Annotated in this window: 10 protein-coding genes; 6 read left to right on the top strand and 4 right to left on the bottom strand. The window is 63.2% G+C overall.

Features of this window, described 5'->3' with window-relative positions; all coding sequences use genetic code 11:
- The first annotated feature begins 29 nt into the window (after positions 1-29).
- Together K663_RS10760 and K663_RS10755 are read left to right on the top strand one after the other, a co-directional pair.
- Positions 30-734 (top strand): polysaccharide biosynthesis/export family protein, encoded by a 705-nt coding sequence (locus tag K663_RS10760; RefSeq protein ID WP_443018924.1) that lies wholly within the window; start codon positions 30-32, stop codon positions 732-734.
- Entirely contained in the window at positions 734-2842 is a 2109-nt protein-coding gene (locus K663_RS10755) for a GumC family protein (protein WP_062117210.1), read from the top strand. Before K663_RS10760 ends, K663_RS10755 begins: the two co-directional genes overlap by 1 nt.
- Before the next feature lie 27 nt (positions 2843-2869).
- Here K663_RS10755 and map read toward each other — a convergent pair whose 3' ends face one another.
- The 3 genes from map to K663_RS10740 form a co-directional block, all read right to left on the bottom strand.
- Positions 2870-3649: a type I methionyl aminopeptidase gene (gene map, locus K663_RS10750; RefSeq protein ID WP_062117207.1), complete on the bottom strand. Its 780-nt coding sequence runs from the start codon at positions 3647-3649 to the stop codon at positions 2870-2872.
- 1 nt (position 3650) lies between these two features.
- Positions 3651-3857 carry a ParD-like family protein gene (locus K663_RS10745; RefSeq protein ID WP_062117205.1) on the bottom strand — a complete coding sequence of 69 codons (207 nt, stop codon included), beginning with the start codon at positions 3855-3857 and terminating at the stop codon, positions 3651-3653.
- Between the two features lie 106 nt (positions 3858-3963).
- Positions 3964-6636, bottom strand: coding sequence for a hypothetical protein (locus tag K663_RS10740; protein WP_062117202.1), 2673 nt, complete (start codon positions 6634-6636; stop codon positions 3964-3966).
- A 79-nt stretch (positions 6637-6715) separates the two neighbouring features.
- Here K663_RS10740 and K663_RS10735 point away from each other — a divergent pair, with 79 nt between their 5' ends.
- The 4 genes from K663_RS10735 (at position 6716) to K663_RS10720 (ending at position 10792) form a co-directional block, all read left to right on the top strand.
- Positions 6716-7018 carry an Hpt domain-containing protein gene (locus K663_RS10735; RefSeq protein WP_062117199.1) on the top strand — a complete coding sequence of 101 codons (303 nt, stop codon included), beginning with the start codon at positions 6716-6718 and terminating at the stop codon, positions 7016-7018.
- 78 nt (positions 7019-7096) lie between these two features.
- Complete coding sequence (locus tag K663_RS10730; RefSeq protein WP_062117196.1) at positions 7097-8263, top strand: hypothetical protein; 1167 nt, start codon at positions 7097-7099, stop codon at positions 8261-8263.
- Between the two features lie 46 nt (positions 8264-8309).
- Positions 8310-9404 carry a DUF2336 domain-containing protein gene (locus K663_RS10725; RefSeq protein WP_201026626.1) on the top strand — a complete coding sequence of 365 codons (1095 nt, stop codon included), beginning with the start codon at positions 8310-8312 and terminating at the stop codon, positions 9402-9404.
- Positions 9404-10792, top strand: a complete 1389-nt coding sequence (locus K663_RS10720; protein WP_062117193.1) for a sensor histidine kinase — start codon at positions 9404-9406, stop codon at positions 10790-10792. The genes K663_RS10725 and K663_RS10720 overlap by 1 nt, the downstream gene beginning before the upstream one ends.
- A gap of 166 nt (positions 10793-10958) precedes the next feature.
- On the opposite strand, the gene K663_RS10715 is transcribed toward K663_RS10720, so the two are convergent.
- Entirely contained in the window at positions 10959-12245 is a 1287-nt protein-coding gene (locus K663_RS10715) for a citrate synthase (protein WP_062120740.1), read from the bottom strand.
- Positions 12246-12259 lie beyond the last annotated feature (14 nt).

Below are 12259 nucleotides of genomic sequence, written 5' to 3'. Positions count from 1 at the left end.
AGCGTGAGAAGTTCAGACCCGAAATGGACATGCCGAGCGACAGAATGAAGAAGGCGCTGACCATTGTGTCGGCCCTCTTCCTGCTCGGCGCCTGTTCGACGGCCGAAACCGCGCCCAGGGGGGACGACGCCTATGCGGCTATCCCGCCAGCTCCGGCACTGGCGAGCGATTATCGCATTTCTCCTGACGATGTCCTGCGGGTGCAGGTCTATCATGAGCCGGGCCTGTCGCTTGAGGATGCCCAGGTAACCGCCGCAGGCACGGTGCGCATGCCGCTGATCGGGGATGTGCCGGTGGCGGGATTGTCAGCGGGCGAAGCGTCCGACGTCATCGCGGGCAGGCTTGGCGAGCGTTATCTGGTTTCGCCGCAGGTCACGATTTTCGTGAAGAAGGCGGTTGGCAGGCGCATTACCGTTGATGGCGAAGTGCGCGAGCCGGGCCTCTTTCCCATTGAGGGCCGCCTTGGCCTGTTGCAGGTGGTCGCAATGGCCAAGGGGCCGACGCGGCTCGCCAGTCTGAAGCAGATCGTCGTCGTGCGTCAGGCTGACGGGACCCGGAAGGCCGCGATGTTTGACCTGTCCGCTATCCGAAAGGGCGAAGCGCCGGATCCTGAAATCCTGCCGGGCGATACGATCATCGTCGGATTGTCCCGCGCGAAGGCGATCCTTGGCGGGGCATTGCTCGCACTGCCTGCAATCGGCGCAGGCTTTGTCGCGCTCGACGGAGGGCGCTGATGGCGGAGCGGAGCATTCGTATCGATAGCGATCCTTCACCCATCGGGACGGAAGGACGGGCGTCGCGCATCGTGACGACGGCGCGGGCGAGTTGGACGGCGATATGGCGCCACCGCCTCATCCTGTTCGTCACCATGGCGTTGTGCGTGCTGACGGGAATCATCTTCATCCTGCTGTCCACTCCCGATTATCGCGCGACAGCTTCGGTCGAGGTGGAGGATGTGCCTGCCGGAGCGGCGGGAGCTGGCGCGGCGCAGCGGCAGATGACCGCCGCCGATAATGAATCGCTGATGCAGACCGAACTGGAAGTGCTGCGGAGCCGGGCGCTGGCCGAAGACGTCGCGCGCGAACTGGCGCTGGTCGGCAGCCGCACCTTTTTCGATGGCATGGATGAACGGCGGCCTGATCGCGGCGTGGGATCGCTCAACCAGCGACAGGTGGAAACCGAAGCCGTCATCGGCCTGCTGCGCGACAATCTGGATGTGGAACTGCCAGGCAAGAGCCGGGTGATCCGCATCAGCTTTATCAGCGCCGATCCCATCCTGTCCGCCCGCGTTGCCAATAGCTACGCCGACAGCCTCATCCGCGCGGATTTGAAGCGCGGTTTTGAATCAGGCGTGCAGGCGCGCCGTTTCCTGCTGGGTGAACTCGACGGAGCGCGTCGGGATCTGGAACATGCCGAACGGGACCTAGCCACCTATGCCGCACAGGCGGGCGCGTCGCTGGGCGCGGGGGTTGTGGGGCAGGGAGGAAGCAGTTCGGGTGGCACGACCGCCACGCGTCTGGCGCAATTGAATGCGTTCCGCGCGCAGGCGATCGCTGACCGCATCGCGGCGCAGAAGCGTTGGGAAAGCGCGCGGCTTTCCAGCGTCGAGACACTGCCGGAAGTGCTGAACAATGGCGGCATGCAGCAGTTGATGGCGCAGAGGGCGCAGGCGCGAGCCGCCGTGGTCGAGGAAAGGCAGTTCCGCAAGGACGCACATCCTGAAATGCGCGAGGCGCGGGCACGGTTGGCGGCCCTTGACGATCAGGCAGAGACGATGGCCAACACGATCCGTGCGTCGCTTCGCGAACAATATGAAGTCGCCGTGCATGGCGAAAAGCAGATCGATGCGGAGATTGCCGGGCTTGAACGTCAGGCGCAGGCCGAGCGGGGGCGCGGGGTGCAGATGAGTATCCTGGAACGCTCCGTCGATACGTACCGATTGCTGCATGACAGCCTGCTTCAACGGTATCGCGACATGGCGTCCCAAGCCGGTTTTCAGGCTGGACGGATACAACCGCTCGACCGTGCGGCTGTACCGACGCGGCCATCTTCGCCCCGCATCGGTATCACCATGTTGCTGGCGTCGCTTGGCGGGCTGGCGCTTGGACTGCTGATGGTCGCGGGACGGCATGTGTTCGACGATGCCGTGACATCGGCGGACACGCTGGCGGAGCGAGCCAACCTGCCCTTGCTGGGCACCGTGCCGGTGACTGACAAGCCCGCAGCCGAAACCTTCGTGCCGATAGCCTCCTCGTTGCTGCTTGCGTCATCGAACGGGCTGCCCGGTTCGATCCTGGTAACGAGCGCGCAGGAGGGCGAAGGCAAATCCTCGACCGTGCATGCGCTGGCGCTTGCCTTGGCCAAGCTCGACCGGCGGGTACTGGTGATCGATGCCGATATGCGCCGCCCCAGGCAGCACGGCCTTTTCCAGCTTGCCCCCGAACGTGGCATCAGCGAGGTGATGACGGGACAGGCCAAGGCGGAGGACGTCATCGTCGATAGCGGCACGCCGGGGGTTTCGTTGCTGCCCAGCGGGGCAATTCCGCCCAATCCGGCGGAATTGCTTTCGACGTCGGCCCTAGATGTCCTGCTCGCCAGCGTGCAGGGGCGCTACGACACGATCCTGATCGATGCCCCGCCTATCCTGGGCGTGCCCGACGCGTCGTTGCTGGCAAGCAAGGCGCAGGCTGCGGTGCTGGTCGTGGAATGGGGCCGCAACCATCATGGTGGCCTGCGCGTGGCGGTCGATCGCTTACGCCGCGCCGGTGGCGCGATCATTGGCGCCGTGCTGACCAAGCAGCAGGGGCGCGCGTTCGAATATGATTATCACAGGGGTGACTAGCAGCGTCTGACGTCCGGCAAACGGACGTCACATCCTGCGGTCGAGCATCGGGCTTTCGTCGCGGCGCAGGGTCAGGACTTCGACGCCGCTGCCGGTTACCGCTACCGTGTGTTCGAATTGGGCCGATAGCTTTCCGTCATTGGTGACGACTGTCCATCCATCATCCCGTGTGGACACTTTACGCGTGCCCTGATTGACCATCGGCTCGATGGTGAAAACCATGCCTTCGCTCAATTTCATGCCCGTTCCCGGCCGTCCGAAATTGAGTATGTGCGGATCTTCATGCATTTCGCGGCCAATGCCGTGGCCGCAATATTCGCGCACGACCGAATAGCCATTTTTCTTGGCATGCCGTTCGATCGCAAAGCCGATGTCGCCCAGATGGGCGCCGGGCCGCACTTGCCCTATGCCTTTCCACATTGCCTCCTGCGCGACCTTTACCAGCCGTCGGGCGGCCGGGGGCGCGTTTCCGACCAGGTAGGTCTTGCTGGAGTCGGCGATGAAGCCGTTTTTTTCCAGGGTGATGTCGAGGTTGATGATGTCGCCGTCCCGGATGATTTCATCCGGTGCCGGTACGCCATGACAGACGACATTGTTGATGGAGCAGTTCAGGACATATTTGAAGCCATATTGACCCTTGCTCGCGGGACGGGCTGCAAGATCGTCGGTGATGAAGCGATCGACCAGATCATTGACCTGCAACGTCGAAAGGCCCGCGAGATCCTGTCCATCCAGCATTTCAAAAACGGATGCGAGCAACTTGCCCGATATGCGCATGAGCGCCAGTTCGTCGGGCGTCTTTACCATTTCAGGCAGCGGCCAGATCCGCGATGCGCACATCGGCGGATTCGAGCTGCATCTTCACAATGTCGTTGAAGGACAAGGTGGGATTGGCTTCGGCCAGCTTGCCGATCTTCATCCAGAATTCGGCCTGGGCGTTTATGGACCGGCACATGACGGTGCTGGCGCGGCGCACCTCTTCGTGCAGATCTTCGTCAATTTTCACGATGCCCATGGTTGGCCCCTAATCTGGTATACGATCTGTATATGTTTCGTATATCCCAAGGTCAAGGGCGCGGGGCATCGCTCTCCGGTTCTGTGAGTCAGACGAGCGAAATGCCTTACTGACGGAGCCGTTCGATCGCCTGGGCGAGCGCGACGTAGAGTTTGCCCATGTCTGAGGACAATATGGCGACGCCCAACGCGTTGCCATCGCGGGCAGACAAGATGATCCGCAGCATCGATTCGAAATCATGGATGTAGCGGTTCACATGTTCCTGAAACTCGGCATCGTTGTCGTAGTGCAGGGCAATTTCACGCGATTCACCTGCATCCAGCAGCTTGACCGCTCGCCGGGTGAACACGCCACGGTCGCCTTTAAGATAGGCGGCCCAGGCCGAGTCGGTGACGTCGTTCGACAGGATCTTCGTGACGTCGATCGAGGTGCTGTTGAGCGATTCGATCAGCAGGGCTGAACGCCGCGCGAAATGGTCGCGGTCGCGATCTTCGGCAGCGCGCTCAGCTTCCTCGATCCGCGACTGTACGGTGGCGCTAGTGTCGGCGATTGTCAGCAGTTGGCGGGTGAGGCGATCGGACGCCTGATGCGCGGCCTTGACGGCTTCTTCGGCGACCTGGGCGAGCTTCTGGATTTGCGCTGTCACCGTGCCATCGACCGCCTGCTGAAGCGCCTGTTCGCTTGCCTCGGCGAGCGATTGGGCGGCATCCGGGATGGCGCGGCCAAGCGCCTGACGAGCGCGTTCGGCGGCTTGATCGGCGGTGTCCTTGACCCGCAGCAGTGCAGTGACGAGCAGAGGGCCTGCGCCTTCGGTGATCCGCGTCGCATCCTGGTGCGCATTGTCGAGCGCGGTGCGCAGCTTTTCCACCAGCTCGCGGTTTGCTTCAACGCCGCTCTGCGTGCTTTCGAGCCATTCGGTGAGGCGGCGGCCCTGACCGCGCAACAGTTCCTCGGCCTCCTGGGTGCGGCCCACCAGTGCTTCGGAAATGGCCTCCAGCCGTTCCATCTCGGGCGCGGCACTGTCCAGCAGCGTGCGACTGGTCGAAATACGGGTGTCGAAACGATCCAGCGCGGCGGGGAATGTCTCGTCCAGTTCGCGTACGCTGGAATCCAGCGCGACGAGCAGCGTTTCCGCGCTGCTGATGAGTTTTTCCGCCGTAACGCCGCCCGCAGCCAGCGAATCGTCGATCCGTTGCGTTTCGGTGGTGAGGCGCGACAGGGCTTGGGTGAGGCGTTCGTTGCGGGACAGCGCACCTTCCTCCATCGCGGCAAAGCGTGACTGGGCAGCCTCGATCGCCTCGCCAAGCGTGGCGTGCAGTCCGGATACGAGCGTGCGCTGTCCCTCTATCAGATCATTGACCTGATGAAGGCGGCTTTCGATCTCGCTCATATGATCGGAGATGGCCGAGACGGTCTCGTCGCCGATACTCTCGATATTGCCGCGCGAACGGGCGACCAGCGCGTCGAGCGCCTCTGCCTGACGAGCCAGCCCTTCTTCGGTCAGCGCCACACCGTCTCGAGCGCGGGCGAAGGCGGTTTCGGTCCGCTCGCGAAGCTGCGCGTCGATTTCGTCCGCATCGCGAACCAACGCGGCAAGCGCGTTCTGGCTGGTCGCCGCGATTCCGGCTTGCGCGGTTTCCACCAGGGTACGCAGCGATTCGGCTTGGGCGGTGAGATCCCGATCCGCCGCAGCCATGCTTTGCTGCGCGTGGGCGACCGTCGCCTCCAAACGCTGACGCACGTCGCCTTCCACGCGGTTAAGATCCTGCGTCAGCAACTCGATCGTCGCTTCGGCACTGTTGGTGATACCTGCGCGCGCTCGCTCCAGAAGGTTGGCGAGCGTGCCAGCCTGACGGTCGAGTTCGGCCGCGCCGTCCTGCATGGCAAGCCGGGCGCTTTGTGCTGTCGCGTCGATCCGGCCGGCGGCGATGTCAGCCATGCCGTTCACTTCTTCGGTGGCGGAACGCGTTGCTTCCTGCAGCTGGGTGAGCTGGCTCGACAGGCTCTTGGTGGCCGATAGCGTGCGGGCGCGCGCATCGTCGGACAGCTCACCAATGGCGTGAAGCCGGGCTTCGAGCGTGTCGATCCGTTCGGCGAGCGCATGGCCATTGTCGATGATCTGCGCCGCCATGCGAGCGGCTCGATCCTCAAGTTCCGGCATGGAGGCGATAAGGGCATCCATGCGCGCGGCAAGGGCCGTTCCAGCGCGTTCGGCAGCTTCCGCCTTCTCCGTTGTGATGTGCGCGCGGCTGGCGATCAGTTCGGCCGACGCCTCCATATTGCTGCTGGCGGCGGCGCCATAGCTGTCAAGCAATTCCGCCTGGTCCAGCATCGCCTTGCGCGCGCTTTCAAGCTGACCGTTGATTCGGCCGAGCCGCAGCTCAAGCAATTCCGTTTCGGTGCGCAGCGCGCGCGCGGTGTCGAGATAGCGACGCGATTCAGCGCGGCTGTTGCGCGCGAGCAGCAGGTAACAGACGCCCAGGAGTACGAGGGGAACCAGCATGGTCGCAACAAGGCCGGGCCAAGCGGCAGGGCCGGTTCGCCACTGTCCCGCAGTTATCGTGGCCCAGCCAGCAAAGCCAAGCCACGCCAGCCCGGCAAGGGCGAACAGCGCCTGCGCCCGCCGCGCCGCATGATCGCCATGCTCGGCCGTCTCGATATCCGCATCGGGGTCGTCAGCGACCTGCTCCAGCAGCAAAGTGTCATCCTCATGCGACTCATCAGTCGTCGCAATGCTTTTGTCTCGCCAGAATTCGACGATGGTGCTGCCCCCGGTCATGACCCCATCCTATCATCTTTTGCGCGCAACAAAATGCCCTGTTACCAAAACTTAACGCAAGCCCGATAGCGTTGATCCCATGTCCTATGATCCTGGCGCCCTGAATGCCGCTCTTGCCGCCGCCGTCGGCGAAGATATCGCGCTGATCGCGGACTTGCGCGTCGCCTTCATGGAGAGCGCAGAGCGTCAGCTCGACCTGCTGCGCAAGGCGCAATCCGATTCCAGTTGGGAACTGGCATCGTGGCGCCTCAAGGGGCTGGCGGCCAGTTTTGGCCTCACGCATCTGATGGCGCTGGCCGACGAAGCAGCCGACTGCGTTCGCGGCGATCCCCGGATTCTTCGGCAATTGCGGATGGCGATCGACCGGCTTCAGCAGGGCTGACTCGCTGCGCGCTTGCACGATGGCGACAGCCTTGCGAAAAGGCGTGAGTTTACAAGAACGGGTCGGTTCCATCGCAGCATGACATTTGCGGCCATTATCAGCGCCAGCCGGGCGTCCAGCGATTCCACGGCGGCACTCCGCGCGAGCCTGCATTTCGCGGGGCAGACGCTGGTCGAATATCAGGCGCGGCAGGCGGCGCGGGCAGGCGCGGACCGCATCATGATACTGGTGAGCGTCATCACGCCCGCGCTGTCGCAAGCGGTCGACCGGTTGAGCGCGGACGGAATCCCCGTCGCGCTTGTCCGCGACATGGTTTCCATGGTCCGGGATGCGCCGCGGGATAGCGATGTGCTGCTGGTGGCGGACGGCATCATCGTCGCGCAGGCTCATTTCGACGCCATCGCCGAGCGGGAAGGCAATGCGCTGCTGGTGACGGATGACAGCCGGGCCAGCGCTCCGCTGGAACGGATAGACGCCGGTCAGCGCTGGGCGGGACTGGCGCGGATCAGCCCGGACCTGCTGTTCGGCACGCTGGACATGATTGGCGACTGGGACCTTTCCCTGACACTGGTGCGGGCAGCCGTGCAAAGTGGCGCGCGGCGCGTTACCGTGCCGCAGGATGACCTGATGACCGGCCGGGTCGCACTGGTCGATGGCCAGGCGCAGGCCGACCTGGTGGCGCAGGCGGTCATGTCCGCAGGTTCGACGGCCAAACGAGTGCGGGGCGCGGGCGAGCATTATATTCTGTGCCCGGCAGCCCGTATGTTGAGCCCGGCGCTGATGCGCACGCAGGTTCCCGCGACACAGGTGCGGATAGCGGCGATGGCGCTGGGCGCGATATCATTGGTGCCGATCGAGCTGCTCTGGCCGGCCGCCGGTTTCCTGATGCTTTTGCTGGCGCTTGGGCTGGCGGAGATTGCCGATCGGCTGGACGAATTGGCGCTGCGATCGCCACCTGCCGGGTGGACCGCCTTCGTCGTGCCCTTTTTCGCGGTTGGGGGGATATCCCTGGCGGGGGGCAGCGTGATGGCGACATGCCTGGCGTTGTTGCTGGCGATCGTCCAGCTCGCTGACCGTTGGCGCAGGACGGGAGCAGCGAGACCCTGGATGATCTTCACGCCCGCCAGCGCGATTCTCCTGCTGCTGCTGACTGCGATATTTGGCGCCACCAGCCTGGGTTTCGAGCTGGCAATGCTGGCCGTCATCGCCTCGGTCGGCGCCATCATCCTGCTCAAGCGCGCCTGAAAATATTTCCCTCTTAGGGTTTAGTGCATTTTAAGGACGTGCGGCTATGTTGGCCGACATGAGCGCCTTTTCGTTCCTTACCGGGCCGACCGCGGCTGACAGTTGGCCGACGGCTTCCGTCCTGGCCGGCATGTCCGCCGTTCCCGTTGGCCATGCCATTGATCTGGCGATTTTCTTCCCCAATGAGGGGCGCGAACGCCATGATGCCTTGATGGCGGAGACGCGACGGCACCTGGGGGCCTGCGTGACCGGTATCGAGCGATCATTGCGATTCGCGCTGGAGCAGCAACCCCAGGTCGCCGCCTTGCTGGCGCCACGAATGGAGGCGATCTGCTGGCCCACCATCTGCGCGCAGCCCACGCTGCTGGGTCCGGCATTGCTAGCCCATATGCAGATGCGTGCGGGCGTGACGTTGCTGCTGCGGCAGTTCGGGCAGCCTGATGACCGACTTGACGAGTCAGAGGCGGAAACCATCCTGCCGACCAATGATGCCGCCGTTGCCGAAGCGCTCGTTGCGCTGGCCGAGGCAGAGGGTAGATGGCTGGCACCCGGCGCTGAGGACGAACCGATGCAGCCGGATCTTCCCGCCGAACATTTCGCCGAGTTGATGTGGACAGCTGCTGCATCCATCATGGCGCTGGTGCAGCGATCGGCGTCAACCGACGCCGACATGATGCTGCCAGCTTTCGAAAAGGCGGGGTGGACGCTGCTTTCGGAACATGACGAAACCAGGGGGCCGATCGCTGCGGCGGAGCGGCTGGTGCGGTGTCTGGGCGAGCGTGCGGACGCGCCCGAATTGCTGGGTGCGGCGCTGGGGCAGCGGCGCTTCCTGCTGTTCGCGGCCCTGACCGCGCGTCGGTTGCGCATGGACTGCGCGCATGTCGCCGACATATTGGTGATGAGCCCAGTTGCGGAACTGGCCGCCTTGTGCCGTTCCCTGGGCGGGTCGGACGCAGATTACCGACATCTGTTGCTGGCTCTGCGGCCGGTGCGGCCATCGCTCACCGACGCGGCGATCATCATCGAGGCGGAGCGTTATCAGGCGTTGACAGAGGCGCAGGCGGACGGTTTGGTAAATGCATTGCGCGCGCCGCGGGCGCTTCGCGCGAAGCTCGATCATTTGCGGCAGGTCACCATCTGATGAATATGCCGGCGCATCCCGCGATCATTCGCGCGACGGTAGCGGCCAATGGGCTGCTGCTGAGCGCAGATGCGCCATTGCTGGGCCTTCAGCGAGAAGCGGGTTCCGACGTGGGAGCGGTGCTGGCGATCCCGCAACTGGCTGCGATCGCGCGTTTGGCGTCGCGTTTGGGTGTCACCGTCTCGCGCCCGGTGATTGCCGCTGCCGAACGCGGCGACGTTGAAATGTGGGTCCGGGCGCGGCCCGAAGCGGACGGGGTGCAGATTTCCGTCATCGAATGGAATGAACGGCCCGCTGCCACTGCTCCAATGGATGGCGTGCGGCGGGACGCCGATATTGCCGCTGTTGCGGAAGGCTGGACCTGGCAGATCGATACTCAGCTTCGTTTTCAGATGGTGCTGGAAGGGGTAGGGGCGGAGAGCGCCTTGCCTGAAGCCCCTCCCGTAGCGGGCAGCCGATTCACCAGCTATTTTGAACTTCGGCCAGACGAGGAGGGCGATTTGCCGATCCTGCGGGGCTTTGCGCAGCGGCGCGCGTTCCGCGACCAGATCGCCACGCTGATCGCGGAGCCAGAACAATGCGTTCGCCTGACCGGCTTTCCGATGTTCGATCTTGCCGGGCAGTTGCTCGGCTATCGTGGCAAGGCATTTCCCCTGGATCGCGCCATTTTGGCACCACATGTTCCGGCGGCACCCGCAGTTGTCATCTACCCGGCCGAGTTCGGGCGGCGGCTGGACCGCTCGCTGCGACAGCCACTGGGGCGGATCATCGCCAATGCCGATTCGATCAACGCGCAGATCGACGGGCCGTTGCGCCCCGATTATGCCGGTTATGCGTCGGACATTGCAGCGGCTGGACGTCACTTGATGGCGCTGATCGATGATCTGGCGGACTTGCAGGCGATCGACCGGCTGGATTTCACCGTGGCCACCGAAGATGTCGATCTTGCGGATATCGGGCGGCGCGCGGCAGGGCTGTTCGTGGTCAAGGCCATGGACCGCAAGATCCGCATTGTCGCTCCGGCCGCCGACCAATCGGCCGTGGCAACCGGCGAGTTCCGGCGGGCGCTTCAAATACTGATGAATCTTGTCGGGAACGCGGTGCGCTATGCGCCCGAGGACAGCGAAGTACGGATCGAGACAGGCCGCGATGACGGCTTTGCCTGGATTGCGGTGATGGATCAGGGCGCGGGCGTGCCTGAGGGCAGCCGGGAGCGGATATTCCATAAGTTCGAGCGGCTGGGCCGCAGTGATCCGGGTGGAAGTGGCCTGGGCCTCTATATTTCACGCAGGCTCGCGCTGGCGATGGGCGGGGATATTCGTATTGATGAGGCGCCGGGCGGCGGCGCCCGATTCACGTTGACGCTGCCCACCAACAGCGGCGGCTAGAGCATTTTCGAAGCAGGTGGCATCACCTGCTGGCTTGGAAAATGCGTAAAACCAAGGACATATAGAGCATGATCCGATTCAATATGATCGGATCATGCTCTAGTTCAGGCAAAAGAAACGGCGCCCGTTGAGGCGCCGTTCTTCTTCATGCCATTGAAACTGTGGATCAGCGCTGGCTGACGGGCACGTAATCCCGCTGTGCCGGACCTGTATAAAGCTGGCGCGGGCGGCCAATCTTCTGCGCTGGGTCCGAAATCATCTCGTTCCACTGGGCGACCCAGCCGACAGTGCGGGCGAGGGCGAAAAGAACGGTGAACATCTCGGTCGGGAAGCCGATCGCCGAAAGGATCACGCCCGAATAGAAATCGACATTCGGATAAAGCTTCTTTTCGATGAAGTAAGGATCGTTGAGGGCAATCTGCTCCAACTCCTTCGCGACGTCGAAGATGGGATCGGTGACGCCCAGCTTTGCCAGAACGTCCTTCGCGGTCTTCTGCATGACGGTCGCGCGCGGATCGTAATTTTTATATACGCGGTGGCCAAAGCCCATCAGGCGGAACGGATCGTCCTTATTCTTGGCGCGGGCGATATATTCCGGAATGCGATCGACGGTGCCGATTTCCCGCAGCATGTTGAGCGCTGCTTCATTCGCGCCGCCATGCGCCGGGCCCCAGAGGCAGGCGATGCCGGCCGCGATGCAGGCGAAGGGATTGGCGCCCGAGGAACCGGCGAGACGCACGGTCGAGGTGGAAGCATTCTGTTCATGGTCGGCATGGAGAATGAAGATCTTGTCCATGGCGTCCACGACCACCGGATCGGGTTCATATTCTTCAGCCGGGACCGAAAAGGTCATCCGCAGGAAATTGGCGGTGTAGGAAAGGTCGTTGCTGGGATAAACGAAAGGCTGTCCGACCGAATATTTATACGCCATGGCCGCGATTGTCGGCATCTTGGCGATCAGGCGGTGGCTGGCGATCTTGCGCTGTTCCGGATCGTTGATGTCAGTCGAGTCGTGATAGAAGGACGACAGCGCGCCCACCACGCCACACATGATCGCCATCGGGTGCGCGTCGCGACGGAAACCGCGGTAGAAGGTCGCCAGCTGCTCATGCAGCATGGTGTGGCGCGAGATGGTGTAGGTGAAGTCTTCCAGTTCCTTCTTGGACGGCAGTTCGCCGTTCAGCAGCAGGTAGCTGACTTCCATGAAGCTGGACTGTTCGGCGAGCTGGCCGATAGGATAGCCGCGGTGCAGCAGTACGCCTTCATCACCATCGATGTAGGTCAGGCCGGAATCGCAGCTGGCGGTCGAAGTAAAGCCCGGATCATAAGTGAACATGCCGGTGTTTGCGTAGAGCTTGCGGACGTCGATAACCTTGGGGCCGACCGAACCACTGAGGATGCCATATTCCTTAGCATCGCCGCCGACCGTCAAAGTCGCATTATTGTCCGACATCTCGTTCTCCTTAA

Source organism: Sphingobium sp. MI1205 (assembly GCF_001563285.1).
Taxonomy (GTDB): domain Bacteria; phylum Pseudomonadota; class Alphaproteobacteria; order Sphingomonadales; family Sphingomonadaceae; genus Sphingobium.
The sequence above is the reverse complement of the archived record's forward strand: the minus strand, read 5'-3'. Positions and strand labels throughout refer to the sequence as shown.